General features: G+C 50.4%; 3 protein-coding genes. 2 read left to right on the top strand and 1 reads right to left on the bottom strand.

What is annotated here, in order from left to right; genetic code table 11:
• The first annotated feature begins 189 nt into the window (after positions 1-189).
• Positions 190-13,239, top strand: coding sequence for an isopeptide-forming domain-containing fimbrial protein (locus ACJJI1_RS22840; RefSeq protein ID WP_444958150.1), 13,050 nt, complete (start codon positions 190-192; stop codon positions 13,237-13,239).
• Positions 13,239-18,431, top strand: coding sequence for an OmpA family protein (locus ACJJI1_RS22835; RefSeq protein WP_444958149.1), 5,193 nt, complete (start codon positions 13,239-13,241; stop codon positions 18,429-18,431). The genes ACJJI1_RS22840 and ACJJI1_RS22835 overlap by 1 nt, the downstream gene beginning before the upstream one ends.
• Before the next feature lie 114 nt (positions 18,432-18,545).
• On the opposite strand, the gene ACJJI1_RS22830 is transcribed toward ACJJI1_RS22835, so the two are convergent.
• The gene (locus ACJJI1_RS22830) at positions 18,546-18,887 is read right to left on the bottom strand and encodes a hypothetical protein (RefSeq protein ID WP_444958148.1); all 342 of its coding nucleotides are present in this window, start codon (positions 18,885-18,887) and stop codon (positions 18,546-18,548) included.
• Positions 18,888-18,988: the final 101 nt, after the last annotated feature.

The following is an 18,988-nucleotide window of genomic DNA, read 5'->3' as shown; positions in this document are numbered from 1 at the left end:
CTGAGGGCCCGCCTGAGAACCACTTGGCAATCCCTACAAAAGTTCCACTTGTCAGCTGGCTAATTATGACTTGTTTCACGGCTACCTAAGTGGGTTGTAATTAAAGTTCGCCCACCGTGGAGTGTCTGGTGTAAATGCCCGATTTATCTCCAAACATCTGTATTAGAAAGTGGCGGCCGTTAAGTGATAATGAAGTCGGAATTTGTTGAGCAAAAATCCTGCAAGTCTGTGATTATTGGATTTTTATTGGTCTGTGCGGTGGTCCTGCTAACTGCACCGCAGGCACTTGCTCAATCCAACTGTCCTTCTATTACCGATGATCCTGCAGGGTTCAATATTCTCAGTCACCGCTCAGGCCAAAGTTGGTGCGTTTTATGTGGTGATGGACAGGTAACCATCGAAGTTGATGTACCCAGTATTTTCAGTGGCCTATCGGGTACCCAGTCTATTCAGGATATCGTTATTACGGAGAACTTCGGGTCCTCCGGTCTCGAGTATGTGACTGGCTCTACTTCAGTGAGTTCTGGATTTGTTCTGGGTGAGCCCACTATCAGTGGCACCACGATTACCTGGGATCAAAATGACCTGTCAGCACTTGCAGAGCGTGACGAAAATACGACCCTGACTATCACCTTCAACGTGCGCAGCCAGGATGAAGAAGAGGAAGAGCTGGTTGTTAATAATCGCACCTTAAATGCGACCGCAACTTTCGATTACTGCAGTTACCCGACCACTACAGATACTCACAGTATGGAGCTGTCTATCCGTGAGCCAGAACCCTCCATGGACAAGCGCGGCCGTAATATTGATGCGGCGCAAACGAACTACACCAATAATGTCTATGGCAATATTGAAGATGATGTGATCTGGCGTATTCGTATCTCCAATGATGGTGACGCGGATATGCAGGATGCGCGTTTTGATGATTTGATGTCCAACCCCAATATGGATATCAATTACGCTTGTCCGAGTGAAAGTGCCGCTGAAGCTGTTGCCAATAATAATGGTGTTGCGCCCGGTGGCAGTAGCTGCGTTTCCGCAAGTAATTCTATTAATAACTTTGAGCTGGATGGTAACTTTTCCAATGGCTCAGGGCGCACTGACGTTCCGTCTGGTGGCAACCTGGATATCTACTTGGTAGGTAAAGTAAATACTTCCTGTACCAATGGCACCAATACAGTGTCAGATTTACAATGGGGTTGTGAGATTGATGGTGATACGGGTGTTGGCGGTATTTCCAGTCCCGCAGAAGCCTCAGCTCCGGGCTCTGATACTTCGGCAATGCGTGTTGAGGTTTTATCAGACCTCACTATTACCCAGGAGATTACTGGTACCAACTTGAATCAACCGCTCGGTGCTTCCGGTTACGTTACTATAACCGTAAATAACCGGACAGGTGGCTCGGTAAGAGATATCCAGTTTGTCAGCGATCTGCCCGACGAATATGTGGTTGATACCACCTTTACACCGGAAATTACCCGCGAGCGTCGCGGTATTGATAGCCACGGCGCTAACTATAGCTCAACCTACGATGGCAAAGTCGATACGCTGGAATGGCGTGTGGGTTCTAACTGGAATCAATGGGATACAAATCCACTTAATAACAACCAACCGGAATTCCGCTTGTTGAGTAGTACAGTTCACTCGGTATACTCAGACCAAGAGCACATGATGCGACATGGAGATGAAATTCAAATTCGTTTCCGCATCGTTACGATCGAGCCGGACTTCTATGACTTGGATGCTGACCTGGATATAGAGGAAGAGTCTTCCACTACCGGTACCGATCCAAATAGCAATATCGCCCTTGCAAACAATGTCCTCACTATTGATTACGAGGATTTCTGTTCTTCAACCACTCCTGCTACTCAGGTAGAAGCCCAGTCGGTTACTCCCGACCCCGAAGATCTGGACGTCAGCACGGTTCATCCACTTTATATTGTTCGCGATAGTGGCACTTCAGAATTGACGGTGGATATCACCAATAACGGTGGCCACGACGCGGATGATTATTCCGTGTATGTCACCTTCGGTGAGGCGATGACGGTCCTGTCCAATGACCGCAGCTGTACGGCCCTGGGAAATCCCAATCTGGGCACAGTGCCAGGACACCCACTTTGGAACCAGCCTGATTATTTGCCAGGTTCCTCCAGGGTGTACCTGTGTGATAGTGGTGATTTGGGGGGTGAAATTGGACCTGGTGATACAGAGCGAGTGGTTTTTGTGGTTGAAAAGAATCACTCGGCCACTGATGACGACCTGACGTTCCGTGCAGATGTCGTAGGTGAAATCACCTTATATGATGGTACCGCGCTAAGTTTCCCCAGTCCTGCATCTCTAACGGATACGACACCAAACCAGCAATTGGCTAATAATTACACCCTTGATGGTATGCGCGCGCGGGTAATGGGTTTTAACCTGGTCAAGGACCGTTCCGATGAATGTACCGAGCTGACCAGTGAAACTGCTTTCCCAAATAGCAGTGTATTGATTGGTGAAGAGTGTAGTTTTGAAATTCAAGCCGGTGGTTGGTTTGGGTTCGATACACCGGGATTTACTTTGATAGAAGTGAAGGACATTGATGTTATCGATGACCTTCCCGACGGCCAGGGCTATATTGCGGATTCACCGCTAAATTGTTCAGACGTCAGCCTTCCTGATCCCACCTCACAGGCAAATTGTGTGGTTATTTCGAGCAGTGATATTGTTGAGGGCGGTGGTCTGAATAACTCTCTGAGTGAGACAGATTTACAGTGGGATATTACTACCAATATTACAGCGAAAGATCGCTGGTTCCTTGCGGATATGACAACCCGCTTGTTGAATGACCCAGTGGATACAGAAAATACTGATCCGAACCAACATGCAAATGACAGTATCGATTACGCCCGCGCCCAGTTTACGGCGGTTTTTGATACTGAAACGATTATCGTAGATAACTACAATACCAGTGGAACCCTGACCAATATTGATGGTGTTCCAACCACGGTCCCCGGTTTCCCAGATATTACTGAATGGTCGGAATCTGTCACTGTTACTGAACCCTCGATAGAAGTCGATAAAAAAGTCTGTAATGAAAATCTCTACGGCACTGGAACAAGCTGTAGCAATTTTGTGGATTTTACCGATGAAGGGCACCGGGACCAGACTTATATCTTCCGTCTCACGGTGACTAACCGGGCTGCGGATAGAGGTGTTGATCGCGCTCCCGCATACGATGTTGTCGTAACTGATACCCTGGATTCTTCCGGCCAGATGTGTGTGCAGGCAATGGATTCCGATAGCCTGGATAACGATGCTGATGGCAGTTCGGAAACTGTCAGTGGCGACGATGGCTTGGTGGGAATTACCTCCGGTGCAAATAACTATTCAGAAGCTACCCACTGCAGTGATGGTGGTACCCCGGCTATTATCACTTTTTCCTATGAGCATTCCACTGCCCTTGAGCGAATTAACCCGGGTGACTCCGTAACCCTGTATTACCGTGTGAAACCACATCAGTCAGTGGCACCACTGCAGCTGTTTACCAATACTTTCTTCGCTCGCTATGACAGTTTGGAAGGCGATTTTGGTAATCAGACTTCTCCGCAAATTGACAGTGACACGGACAATGATGGTGTCGGTGACGGCACTCCTGCAGCCGGTCGGGCGCGCCACTACCAGTCCGACGATGCCGAAGCACAGATGAGGATTATTGAAGTACAGGCAGAGCCGAAGGAAGCCCTTGAGTTCTCCAACGGCACGGCCAGTGGAACCAGCAGTGACACAGCGGTTGTCGGTGAAGAGGTACGTTACGAACTGACAGCACAGATTCCGGCAGCGAAACTGCGAGACTTTGTGATTCGTGATGAATTGCCGGCAGGTATGCGCTGTATCGAAGGGGAGACCATCGATTTAAGTGCCTCCCCTTACAATGCCGCTGGCTTTGTACCGGGAGGTACTTTTAATGCTACCTGTACCAGCACGGGTACTGCAGATTACGTTGAGTGGGATTTTGGTGATCAGGAACTCACCACCGTATCCGGTAGCCTGTTTGATTTTCCGGTAGAGTTTATTGCCCGTATTGAAAACAGCAGTAACACCAATGACGGTGATGTTTTGGGTAATGGCGGCAGCTATACCACTGCGCAAGTTACCTATGTGGATGAGTCCGGTGCGGCGGTGGCGGTGCCATTTGATGCCCATGAAATAACAGTACTCGAGCCACAAATACAGCTGACCAAATCCTTTGCTGTTACCAATAGTGATGCTGACGATATTTTGACAGTCACGGTTACAGCAGAAAATATTGGCAGTGCCGATGCCTACAACTTGCAGGTGCTCGACGATCTCACCGGTAGCAATCTTATTTACCTGGGCAATGTGGGCGGCAACGATCCTCCCAATAATGTTGATGTCACTACGGTGGGCACCAATGCCCCCATCTTTAGCTGGAATCGCAGCAATAGCGATTACACTATTGCGGTTGGCAATACAAAAACATTCACTTTTGAAGTCCAGGTAGAGCAGGGCGTTGAGCCCCATGAAATCCTGGACAACACCGTTGAAGCCCGCTGGCAGTCCCTACCGGGCTCGGATGTTGCACTTAACAGTGGCAATTCTATTGGCATTGATGGTGCCGCTGACGGTATGCGTATTGGTGTTTTGCCCAATGTCGGCGATCCTATCAATGATTATGAAACCACTGCCAGTGCCCAGACCGAAGTACCTTCATTAGCGTTGACTAAAACGGATTTGGACACCTCGGTAGTTCCCACCATCGGTGCCCATAAACAATTCCAACTGGAGATTAGTTTACCGGAAGGTATCAGTGAAAATGTAGTTATCACTGATCAGCTGGGTAGCCCTGAGGGTTATGTGCTCTCTCATAATACTGACTACGATATCACTTACGATTTTGTCGGTATTGAAACTATTAATGGCAGCGCGCCATCTGAATCGGCCTTTAACAGTTTTCCGGGGGATAATACTTCCGGAAATGCTACCTGGGATATCGGCACCGTCGATACCAGCAGTGAAAATGACACGGCCGGAAGCACAATTGCTCCGCTGATTCGAATTACCTATTTTGCCCGCATCGAAAATGATCTCGCCACTAATGATGGTGACAATCGCCAAAATAGTGCCGCGCTTACTTACAGCAATGGGGAAAGTGGCAGCACAGAAAATATCAACGACAGCACAACCAGTGTAACGGTAGTAGAGCCGTTACTCGAGATTAATAAGACAGTGAGTAATGCCACCAACCCCGGCAATCTGCCGGTGGGTGGTGATGTGCTGGAATATGTTATTACCGTGGAGCATGATGCGGGCTCCAGTGCCGCAGCTTATGAGCTGAATTTAGTCGATACGCTGCCTTCAGAGTTGACCTTTGATAGCAGCTTTACACCTACCGCAGAAATAGGCGGTACCGCAGTATCCGGCTTTGTTGCCACACCAGCGGCAGCTCCAGCAGGTCCACTCGTATGGGGTCGTGACAATGGCGATAACAGTCTGGATTTAGCGCTGGGTCAAACTCTGGTGCTCACCTACCGAACCCAGGTTACAGGCGTTTTTGGTTCGCCTATCAGCAACAGTGTGATGCTGGACTGGACCTCCCTGGACGATGGCAGTATCAATGACCAGGCCTATGAGCGCGACGGTGCTGGATGCCCCAGTATTTCCGCACCTGATGATTACTGTGTTGGTCCTGCAGAAGCCAGTATTAATACGGTAGACAATACCAGCATTACAAAAGCAGTAATTGCCGACACAGATACCGCAACTGCAGTGGGTACCCTGCGTGTTGGCGATACTGTCACTTACCAGCTCACCCTGAATTTACAGGCGGGAACAACACCAGCGGTAACTATTGATGATGCGCTGCCCAGTGGTTTGGAATTTGACACTGTTGTCAGCGTGAACGGGGATACCACTGCTCCCTACGACGATAGCCTGAATGACTTTACCTATTCAGCGATTTCGGTTCCCAGTGCCGGTGATACTGGCACGGTGACCTGGGATCTGGGAGATATCACCAGTAATTTCGGTAATACCAATAACTTTGTTATTGAGTACACCGCTAAAGTAGTGGCGGGTTCGGGAATCACCGCGCCTACCGCAACCGTGACCAATACGGCCCAGCTAAATTACACCGGTGCCGCCAGTACCTTGCAGGACAGCGCCGATATTACTGTACTGCAACCGGTGATCGACAATCTCAACAAGACCGATGCTACCTGGCCCAGTTCCCATATGAATGTGGACCCGGCCAACGATATTATGCAGTTTACCCTGCAGGCCTGTAACTCGGGTCTTGCCCCCGCCTACAACCTATTGCTAACTGACGATTTAGCGACGCAAATGGACGAGAGTTCCATTGCCAATCTCCAGGTGAGCCTCGACGGCGCTGTACTGACACAGGGAGCAGATTACACCTATAGTGCGCCGGCAACACGCGGTGATGATATGGGCTTCGATTTCCTGGTACCGGTCGAAGCGGGTACCTGCTTGGAAATCAGTTACCAGATCGGTTTCTATACAGATATTAGTGGCGGTGAAAGCTGGGTTAACACTTTTACCGTCGATGAATTCTGGTCGCTGGAAGCTAGTAATGGTGAACAGTACTCCGCAGTTACTTTGGGCACTCCCTATCCGATGGGCACTGTTGCGACCAGTGTGACTGCTCCACAAAAAACACTGCAAACAGCGACTACTGCCGCTGTCGGTGACGAAGTTGTATACCAGATACAGGTCCCCGGTAGCGGCACCACCTCGGCCATTTACGATATTGAAATTTCCGATGTATTAGACCCCAGCTTAGAGCTGGTGCAATTGCAGGAAATTAATGGGCTTACCTACACCGATAATACCAGTGGCAATAATATCGATCTGGCAGTCGATATTATCCCAGCCGGTACCGTGGCAATTTTTGAAGTTCGCGCCCGGGTTGCCAACAATGCCACAGCCCAGGCTGGTCACAGCTTTGAAAATGAGGTGACTTATTCTTATGCCGCGACTGATGGCGGCACTTCTCAGTCCGGAGGCACCGGCACTGCAGCGACACTCACCATCGTCGAGCCAGAAATAAGTGCAATTGCCTCTGTCGCAAATCAAACCAACCCCGGTAACGATCCGGATGCGGGCGATGTACTGCGTTTTACCTTGGACCTCAGTGCTGCGGGTAATGCGGAAAATTCTGCAGCTTACGATCTTTCGGTTAATGAGTTGTTATCCCTGGGGCTTGAGTTTGTACCGGGCACCGTGACTTTTTCCGGAGCCTCCCAGGCAGATCCCACCGTAACTGGTGACGGAATTACTACTGCGCAAAACCTGGTTTGGGATCGGGCTAATAGTGATCTGGATATCGCCGCAGGTGATAACAGTGAACTGGTCTTCGATGTGGTGGTACTCGACAGCGTACAGCCAGCAGCTGCGCTGTCCGCAACTGCCAGTGTGGAATGGACCAGTCTCGATGAAGATAACAGCAGTATTTATGAACGTAACGGTGCTGATGGTAGCGGTGGCCTGAATGATTACTTACTGGAAAATATTGCTGCTCAGCTAGATGCTGCCAATGACAGCACAATTAGCAAAATTCGTTCAGATGACAGTTATGGTAGCGCTGATGAGCAATTGCGAGTGGGCGACTTGGTTGAATACCAGATTACCCTCTCCCTACCAGAGGGCACGGCCTCCAATGGGCTTATTGTCGATACTTTGCCCCAGGGATTGGTGTTTGTAAGCACTCTTTCAATTAATGGCCAGACTTCAGCACCATTTACTGCTGCGGCGCCCTTTACCCACACCGATATCGCAGAACCAGTGCAGTCCGGTGATCCTTCTACTGGTGCCACTACGGTTACCTGGAGCATTCCCGACCTGGTCAACACGGGTGATAACGATACCAGCAACGATGAATTTGTTGTGCGTTACCTTGTGCGGGTTCTCAATGAGGATTCCCACCCCTGGCCGGCAACGAACACCGCGCTGATCAATACCGCAGAGTTTGGTTTTGATGCTGCCACAGGAGCTGAAACCCGCAGTGATAGCGAAACATTGGACCTGTTACAGCCGGACCTCGCCGTAGCTATTAGCTCAACTCCCGCAGATGGCAGTACGCTTTCCGCCGGCGATACCATTGAATATACCGTTACGATTACCAACAACGGTTCTTCACCAGCCTATGATCCGGTATTCCGCGATGTGATTCCTTTAGGTCTGCGCCAAGGGGGAGTCAGTGTCCAGTCCCTCACGGTAAATGGTGCCGCAGCAACAGTGGTTGCGCCTACTTTCGATAGTAGTAATGGCGAAGCCGTTTGGGATTTTGCCGCAGGTACGGGCTACGGAATCAACGCCGGTGAATCCATGGAAATGGTATATCGCGTTGAAGCGGATTCTAATTTAGGGGCTGGACTTAGCCTGCAAAATGCGGCCTACGTTGAAGTTTATTATTCGCTTGATGATAACGATTTGCCGTCTCTGAATTCCGTGGCGGTCACTGACGATTTACGTGAGGATTATGGCCCGACTTCTCCGGTGAGTGTCCAATTTAATACTCCCAATGCCGCGCCACTGTTGATTGAAGTTACCCAATTAACAGCTTCCATTGGCGAGCCGTTTAACTATCGCATTACCATCCCGGAAACGGTGCAGACCACGGCGCTTCACGATGTCACTGTGCTGATGGATCTGACTGCGTCTGCTGCGGATCTGGAATTTGTCAGTGCCAGTAAAGTATCTGGCAGTGCATCTTTCACTCCGGAAAATAACGGCAGCTCCACCAGTCTCAGTATTGCAGATAGCACTAACGGAATTGATGTGCCCGCCGGCGAGCAAGTCGTTATTGATGTAACACTGCGACTGCTGGATATGGACCCGCCGAATGTGGACGGTTTGAATTTTGCCGCCAGTGCCAGCTACAGCTACAACTACGATAATGATAATTCCTCTGCAGGGCAGGGTGCGGGTAGCGGCAATACTACGGCGGACATGACGGTAGTAGAGCCCACGGCTATTACCCTGACTAAAACTGGCCCCACCAGTGTCCAGTCCGGTGTAGGCGGTACCTTTACTTTAGATTTGCACAATACCGGTACGGGCCAGGCCTGGGATATTAGTGTTACCGATATTTTGCCGGATAATAATCCCGGTGGAATGTGTGAAACGGCCCCGGCCAATTTCACCGCGCAAATTACTGACAGCGCCGGCACCACGACGGCCACCCTGGCAGAGGGTTCCGACTTTAGCGCGGTATTCGATAACGCGACTTGTACCCTCACAATCACCTCCATTGGTTCAGTGGCAATGCTGGATGCGGATTACCATCTGCTGATTGGTTACGATGCCTATTTGGATGCCGACACCGTCGATGGGGATACGCTGACGAATATTGCTGGTGTTACTCAGTGGCACAGCTGGGATAGCAGCCTCACTGAAGTTCGCCAGTACACCCGTGCGGCGCCCACCGATGGCACTCCCGGTGTGCTGGATCATGAGGATGCTTATTCGGTTAGCGCCTCCGTACCGACAGTGACTTTCTACAAAGCAGTGGAAAATATCAGCCGAGGAGAAAACCCGGCCACTGCCGCCAGCCCCACGGAAGTTTTACGTTACACATTGACTCTGACCAATACGAGTGGTGTTGATGTGAGCGGAGTCGAGATTACCGATGACCTGGGTCGATTAAATAATTCTGCACTGTTTGAATCGGGCACTTTACAGTTGGTAAGTGCTCCGACTGGCAGTGACAGCAGTGCTATCGATGCTTCTGCCGGTACCTGGAATAGTGGCTATCTGGAAGTCAGTAATCTGGATCTTACGGCGAGCGGTACCACGGGAGATTCTATCCAGATTGTTTATGAAGTTACCCTGGCAGCAGTTATTGATAGTGGGACCCAAGTCTTCAACCAGGCCCAGGTTCAGCTTCCCGGGCAATTACTGCAAGACAGTGATGATCCCAACATCAACGGCACCGATGATCCGGATACGGCGGGTGATGAAGATCCCACAGAAGTACTGATTGAGTCAGAGCCATTACTGGTGGTAGAAAAAACGTCGGCAGATATGACTGATGATGCAGATCTGCTGATGGTTGGGGATACCCTGCGATATACCATTACCGCGGAAAATGCCGGTAATGAGAATGCGATCAATGCCCTGATATTGGATCAGATCCCATCTAATACAACTTATGTCAGTGGCTCTACCACCCTGAATGGCTCCACATTGTCTGATGTCAGCGGCACCTCTCCTCTGGCTGCAGGTATGAGCATTAACACCGATGGCGAAGCCGATGGTTTTATCGGCGCAACGGCCAATGGTGCAGCCGCAGTGGTCATCACCTTTGATGTCACCATTAATGATGTTAATGATGGCACCGTTATTTCAAACCAAGCGTTTGTAAATGGTGAAGGTGCGGGTAGCGGTACTTTTGATGAAGTGCCCTCTGATGACCCGAATACCGATGCTCCCAATGATCCCACGGTCGATATTGTTGGCGATGTACCCCTGTTAATTGCCCACAAGACTGTGGAGATTGCCGAAGACTATATTTCCGCAGGGATTGTCGATCCGGGTGATGTACTTCGCTATACCATCGCAATCACCAATATGGGTGGTGTAGATGCTCTCGAAGTAGCGCTTACCGATCAGGTACCAAATGACACTACTTATGTTGCCGGCTCCACCACTTTAAATGGTGAAGTAGTCGCGGATAACGGTGGTGGTAATTCACAGTTGGATTCTGCCCTACCGGTTTCATCCGATGACCTGACACCGCCGCTACCAGGAGCCAATGAAGGCATTATTACCTCGGGTCAAACTGCCACTGTCACATTTGAGGTAATGGTGAATGCTGGCACTCCGACAGGCACAGTTATCAGTAACCAGGGTAGTGTTGAAGCAGATGAGTTGGCACTTACCCTGACCGACGCAGATGGCAACCCAGCCAATGGTGCACAGCCAACTGACGTTGTCGTGGGTGATGCCCAGTTGCTCTCCATTGTGAAAGAGGTTGCTGTTGTCGGTGGCGGTGCCGCAGAAGCGGGTGCGGTATTGGAATACCTGGTAACCGTCGAAAATATCAGCGGTGTCCCAGCAACTTATATTGAGATCACCGATGACCTGGCTATAGCTGGAGATGGAGTTCTTACCTATATCGCCGATTCGGCCATGCTCAACGGGCAGACCGATGGAATAACGGTTGTCGACACGCTAATCACAGCAGACTACGCCACAACTTACGGTGACTTGGAACCGGGAGAGATGGTTACTCTGCGATTCCAGGCGCAGATGTCAGAAAACCTGGATTATGGTTTTACTGTATTAAATACCGCAGAAGTACAGTGGAATGATCCGGCTTCCAGCGCTCAGGCCAGTGTTGCCATTGACGTTGGCGGTACCCCGGGCATTGCCAACCTGGCTGGTTATCTGTGGCACGATGTGAATTTCAATAATGCCTTGGATACGGATGAGAGCCTGTTGCTTAATTGGGCGGTAGACCTGTATTTCAATGACGAATTGATGGAAACAGCTCAGTCTGATGAAAATGGTTACTTCCAGTTCCAGGGGCTGGTACCGAACAGCTATGGTGGCCTTAGCTATGAAATGCGTTACACCGCACCAGATGCTACGGAAAGTACGGCTTCATTGGGTAACTCTATTTCTGATTTCACCAACGGCCCGCAGTCCATTAGTGAAATTTATGTAGATTCGGGAGCGAACCCGCAGGATTTGAATTTGCCTCTAACACCCAATGGCGTGGTTTACGATTCAGTAACCCGCTCCGCCATTGAGGGTGCCACCCTCACTATGTTGAGGGTGAGTTCCGGTCAGGAATTGCCTGCGCGTTGTTTTGATGATGAGAAACAACAAGGGCAGGTAACCCAGTCTGGGGGTTACTACAAGTTTGATATCAACTTCAGCGATGCAGCCTGTCCATCCAACGCGGACTACCTGATTCAGGTGGATATCGCGGATGAGGATTATGTGGGTGGTGAATCACTGGTAATTCCTTCTCAGACAAACAGCGAAACTGCCGGTTTTGATGTGGCCGGTTGCCTGGGCAGCAACGCCGATATGGTTCCTGCGACCGCAAATCATTGTGAGGTGCAAGAATCGTTCTCTCATCCCTCTCTTGATGTCGAGGCGCGGGATGCGGCAACGGACTACTACCTGCGAATGACTTTGGATGATGGTCAGATTCCAGGGGAAAGCCAGCTGTTCAACAACCATGTCGCCATGGACCCGGAGTTGGAAGGGGCGCTGTCCATCACCAAAACCGCGGCCATGCTCAACGTAACCCGCAGTCAGTTGGTTCCTTACACCATTACTTTTGGCAATACGCTGCCAATTCCACTGACAGATCTACAGCTAGTCGATTACTTCCCGGCAGGCTTCAAATATGTCGCGGGCTCGGCGCGCCTTGATGGAGAGGCGGTTGAGCCTGAAAGCGAAGGCCTGCAATTGAGGTGGTCAGATCTGCGCGTGGAAGCGGAAGAAACCCGTGTATTGAAACTGCTATTGGTTGTGGGTTCCGGTGTGGGCGAGGGCAAATATGTGAACCGCGCCCGTATGTTTAATCAGCTCTCTGGACAGGCAGCCTCTGGTGAGGCCTCAGCCACTGTGCGCGTGGTGCCCGATCCCACCTTCGACTGTACCGATGTTATCGGCAAAGTGTTTGACGATAAAAATATGAATGGCTACCAGGATGAAGGAGAGGGTGGTTTACCGGGTGCTCGAGTGGTGACTGCTACCGGCCTGAATGCTACAGCGGACTCCCACGGTCGATTCCATATTACCTGCGCAGTGGTGCCGAATGGGGATCGAGGTTCCAATTTTGTGCTCAAGCTCGACGATCGCAGCTTGCCAAGCGGGTATCGTCTCACCACTGAAAACCCGCGTGTGCTGCGAGCCACCCGAGGCAAGATGCTGAAGTTCAACTTTGGAGCCAGCTTGCACCGGGTAGTGCGCCTGGATATTGCCGAAGCGGTATTTGAACCGGGCACAACAGAATTGCGCCCGCAATGGCATTCCCGAATGGATTTATTGTTGGAAAAACTCAGTGAAGCTCCCTCTGTTTTACGCCTTGCCTATCTTGGGGAGAATGAAGATCCGGATCTGGTGGACGAGCGTCTGCAGGCAATTAAAGATCAGGTCGCCCAGGACTGGGAGAGCCGTGAAGGTGACTACGATTTGACCATAGAAACTGAAGTTTTCTGGCGCCGTGGAGCGCCTCCTGGTAAAGGAGGTTTGGAGTGATGTCCTTTGCAAAACGGAATCGTGATCAGCGAGCTTGCTCGATAAATACTGCCGCGAAGACGACCCGCTTTTTCCCCCGGCGGGACTGCCGTCTCGCCACCGCGATCGCGTTGGCATTGACACTTCCAGCGCAGGCCCAGGAAGCGAGAGCGCAAGTAGATGAGCCTAGTTGGTGGCAGGTCTGGCAAAACATTCCAAGCCTGAGTTCTGAAGAAAGTGAAACCCAATCTGAACTCGAAGAGCAGTCGATAGGTAGTAATACTGAAGGTATGCTGCTGCGCGCACCTACAAATCAATGGTTGCAGGATGCGACTCAATTTGTTGCACCGCTGGACCCGATTGTGGTGGAAGATTTTATCGACCCAATCCTGTTCTATGGCGTTGAGGATGAAATTCCTCTGGAGGCAGTGGAGTTACTGCGCCAGAGTTTGAATGACTTGGGTGAGACGCCCAATTTTAAATTGCACTTTATTGGCCATACAGATTCCGATCCCCTTACCGGGGAACAGGTAGCAGACTTTGCCAGCAAAGAAGAATTTACTTTGGCGCGGGCCCAGTTCGTGGCGGACTTCCTTCAAGAGGCCCTTGAACTGCCTGAGCAAATGATTGTTGTTGAAGGGCGAGGGGATATAGAACCCACAGCGGATAATATTACTACCGCAGGTCGTGAAGAGAATCGCCGGGTACAGGTAAAAGTAACCTATGACGCCCTGGATGAAAAAGCCATGGCGGACCGTGCCCGTGCGGAAGCATTGTTGCTCAACCGGGTGAAAGTATGCCGCCAGGAAACGGTATGCAGGCTTACTTATGCCGCAGGCAGTGAACAGCGGGCACGCCTTAGAAACCTGGTGACGCCACTGAGGATGGAGCCCGGGCAAACAGAATTGCCGGAAGCCTTTATTCGCCGTATCCGCGAGGTTCGATCCAACCTTGCGGATAAAAACAATCTGGTTATTCACTTTATTGGTCATACCGACGCCCGCCCCCTGGACGTGAGTGAAAATCCGGAAGCCCAACAGAGTGCTTATCAGGAGCGATCCTATAGCGAAGCCCGCCGTGTCGCTCAGGCCCTGGGTTCTGCACTGAATTTGCCTGCGGCCATGGTCACCAGCAGTGGCAAGGGGGCAAGTCAACCAATAGCGGCCAACGATACGCCGAAAGGCCGAGCACTCAACCGTCGGGTAGAAGTGGAATTTTGGTATGACGACCCATTGGAAGTCGCTACAGATTCTGTTCAGGCCTGTCCGGAAGCTGCCGCTGCGGAAACTCTCACCATTGCCTATGAATCTGCGGGTGGAAAACTGTCGCCGATTCGTTTTGATAATGGCGATCCGATTATCAGTCAGGCACAGCTGACACAGATACGCGCGGCCATGGCTGAAATTTCCAATAAAGCGAATGTTCGTCTGAGCTTTATTGGCTACAGCGATAACCAGCGTATGGATCGCCGCGAAGCGATGGTTTACGGCGATGACCAGGGACTGTCCGGTGCCCGCGCTCAGCGCGCTATGGCACAGGTACAGGAATTATTGAATCTCGAAGACACCCAGGTGGAGTTTGAGGGGCGCGGCTACGTCCAATCTGCGGATGTTGTGAGCAATGGCTTTGAGCAGCGGGATGGCGCCAGGGTTGAGGTCGAAATCCTGTACGATGAATTGGCAATTCTCACTGAAAGTGATCGCTTGGAAATCGAGCGCATTAATCGTGAAGCCATAGCCAATAATCCCTACGCACTTAACTTGATGCGTATTACTGTCGACGGCAGCCCGGAATACGACCCCTATAAAAACTCGGCGGACTTACAGCGCTGTACTGATGTGGCCTTGCAAGAAGCGAATATTCAATTTCGCTTCGACAATAAAAAAATGCAACCGCGCCTGAATGTGACTGCGTGGCCCAATACCATCCGTTACGCAGATAACCCGGATACCGACCTGGCAGAGAACCGGGTATTTTTCAGTAGCTATACCAACTATCCCTCTTTTATTAAAAGCACCGAAGTGCGATTGTTCGAAGAGGGACAGTCTCTGCGCGATACACCTCTGGCAATTGTACCGCTGGATCACTTTGGCAAAGGGGAATGGCATGCAGAATTTTCTGAATTCCAGGCGCCTTTAAAAAAATTACACTATGTACTGCGTGCCTATGACAACAAGGGCCGCTATGACGAGACCACGGAACAGACCCTGTGGTTGGTAGATCAAATTGAAGAGTCTGCAGAAAATGAAGATATCGGTAGGGAATTATTAGTAGGCTACGGCGAGAACCGCTTAGCACAGCGGAACATCCCTCTGGATGGTAACAGTGTATTGGTTAATGGCACTCAGGTGCCGTCCGGGCACACCGTGTGGTTAGCGGGCAATCCGGTACCGGTCGACAGTCAAGGCCAGTTTATCGCCGAGCAAATTTTTGAGCCGGGTATGCATACGGTTGAAGTGGCGATACTTGATAATGAGGGTAATGGTGAACTTTTCCTGCGGGATTTGGATTTTGCCAAAAACGACTGGTTTACTGTAGGTATTGCCGACCTTACTGTGGGTTACGATAAAACCAATGGCCCAGCAGCCCTGGTTACCGGTGATGAAACTCACTATGACAACTCAGTAAGCTACGATGGCCGTCTGGCGTTTTACACCAACGGCGGTTTCGGGGAAGGCTGGCGCCTGTCGGCCAGTGCCGATACCGAAGAGGGCCCGGTAGAGGATCTGTTTTCCAACTTTATGGAAAAGTCTCCCGATGCCTTGTTCCGCCGCCTGGATAGTGATTTGTATTACCCGACGTTTGGCGATGACTCCACCGTAGTTGAAGACGCCCCCACGTCAGGCAAGTTTTATGTGAAATTGTCCAAGTACGATGACTACGGTCTCTGGGGTAATTTCAAAGCCAACTACGCCGATAATGAGCTCGCTCAAATTGACCGAACGCTCTACGGCGGTAGTGGTCACTTTGAAACCGATGCGATGACCAGCTTTGGTGAGAAGCGCTTTCAAATAGATGCCTTTGGAGCAGAGCCGGGAACCATTGCCGGGCGCGATGAGTATCGTGGAACCGGCGGCTCCCTGTATTACCTCCGCCACCAGGACATTTCCAGTGGCTCGGAAAGTTTACGGGTAGAAGTCCGGGATAAAGATTCCGGGTTGGTGCTCGCAGTTAAGACCCTTACCGCAGTAGTTGATTACGACATCGACTATATCCAAGGGCGTATCCTGCTTAACAGCCCCTTATCCTCCCTGGCAAATGATGAACTGCTCATTGAAGATGGTGCTTACAACGGTAATCCCCAATACCTGGTAGCACGTTACGAATACACCCCAGGTTTTGAAGAAATGGACACCCTGGCTGTTGGTGGGCGTGCCCACTACTGGTTGGGCGATCACGTCAAATTGGGCTTCAGCAGTATTCAGCAAGACGAAGATGAAAATGAAAGTTCCTTGCAGGGTATTGACCTGACTTTGCGTAAAAGTGCCAGTAGTTGGGTGAAAATTGAAATGGCCGATAGCGAGGGTAGCAATCTCGATAGCGTCAGTTCGCTCGATGGCGGCTACACCTTTGATGATGAAAGCCTGGATTCCACGGTTGCTGCCAGTGCAACCAAAGTGGAAGGCGTTTTACAGCTGGGAGATTTCTTCGAGAGTTTGCGTGGCTCTGGTAGTTTTTACCATCAAGAGCGTGAAGCGGGTTTTTCCGGTCCAGGCCAATTTGTGGATGGCGATACCATCCAATATGGCGGTGGCGTTAACCTGCCGATCGGCGAAAGTTTTGATGTAAGAATCAAAGCCGATACCAAAGAGGAAGAGCAGGGGTTGCAAACCAATGCCATGGACTTGATGTTCGGCTACCGTATCAATGATCACTGGCGACTCACCTCCGCAGTTCGCAATGATAGCCGTGAAGATGAATCCGAAGTTGTCGCCGCTACCCAGACAGAAGGGGATCGCACAGATGTTGCTGTCGAGGCGAGCTATGATTCCGGTGAGAGTTGGAGCGCCTTTGGTTTTGTTCAGAATACGATGGAAGTGACCGGTACCCGCGAAGAGAACAATCGCATCGGCCTTGGTGGCGCTTATCGGGTAAGTGACCGTTTGACAATGGACAGTGAAGTTTCCGGTGGTGATACTGGCACAGCTGCCCGACTCGGTACGGACTTTCTGGTGACTGACAGAACCAGCCTCTATATGAATTATGCGCTGGATAACGAGCGCAGCGATACCGGTGTGCGTGCACGCAAGGGCAATATGAGTACCGGCTTCCGCAGTCGCTATTCTGATACGCTAAATATTTACGGTGAGGAGCGCTACAGTCACGGTGATGTTTCCACTGGCCTGACCCACGCCCTGGGTATGGATCTGGCCCCCAATGACCGTTGGACCTATGGCACTACCCTGGAGGCGGGCACACTCGAAGACCCGGATACAGGAGCCAAGACCGAACGCAATGCCATGGGCTTTAATGTGGGCTATGGTTTGGATGCTATACGCATCGCATCCGCGCTGGAATACCGTACGGATATATCGGAAACGGTATCGGGCGAAAATATTGTATCGGAAACTGAGCGCGATACCTGGCTATTAAAAAATACCTTCAACTACCAGTTCACTCCGGACTGGCGCTTGGTTGGCAAACTCAACTATTCAGACAGCAAAAGTTCGGAAGGTGAATTCTACGATGGTAAATTCACTGAAGCGGTAATGGGTTATGCCTACCGCCCGATAAACAATGACCGCCTGAATACCCTGATGAAGTACACCTATTTCTATAATGTGCCGACTCAGGATCAGGTTACTGTTGAAAATACCTCCACTGAATTTATCCAGAAGAGTCATATCTTTTCGATAGACGCCAGTTACGACCTCAATCGACAGTGGACTTTGGGTGGCAAGTACGCCTATCGTCTAGGCCAGTTGAGCATGGATACGGAAGACCCAGAGTTTTTCGATAGCCGTGCGAGTCTCTATGTACTGCGTGCCGATTGGCATTTTATCAAGCGCTGGGACCTCCTCTTGGAAGCACGTCTGCTCGATTTACCCGATGCCCAGGATAGCAAGAGCGGCGCCTTAATCGGCTTGTATCGCCATGTTGGCGACCACCTTAAGTTGGGGGTGGGATACAACTTTACCGACTTCTCTGATGACCTCACCCAGCTGGACTATGACAGTCACGGGGTGTTTATTAATATAATTGGTAAGCTGTGATTTTGGGGCCCGGCGCAAGCTGGGCCTTTTTCCCACATTAGGCCTCAACTATCAGTTCGACTCATACTCCCCCACCTTTTTAAGGCAGTTTAGGTTTGAGTTGAGAGAGCCTGATTAAAGCACTCGAAAATGAATTATTTCGCAAGTATCGTAAACACTGCTGCCAGTCCATAGGCTGCTTGTATCGGCACCTATTAATATTTCTGATTGCGTGTGATATGCAGATAATGCTGATGATATAGTGTTTCGATAGCCCAGGCTGTCTTTTGCACTTAACCAGTACTGTTGGCAGTTTTCCGTCTCTTTATCTAATTTAATAACAACTTCACCGTCTCGAGATGATGCGGTTGAAAAGAATACTATCTTTTCTATTGTGGAGGTGTTTAGATCTTCTGCTGCAGTTGTCAGGTCAGATATAAACAACAATCCAATAGATACCGTTTTCAAAAATTTCATTGCGTACCTTGGCTTTAATTTTCTTGGTCCGAAACTTTACCATTATTTCGGCATTTAAATCTAGATGTTAAAGTCTGGGCTGCCAATAGATGGGTAGCAAT

Source organism: Microbulbifer maximicatervae (SeqCode) (assembly GCF_052467065.1).
Note: the sequence above shows the minus strand (reverse complement) of the source record. Positions and strands in the feature narration are given on the sequence as shown.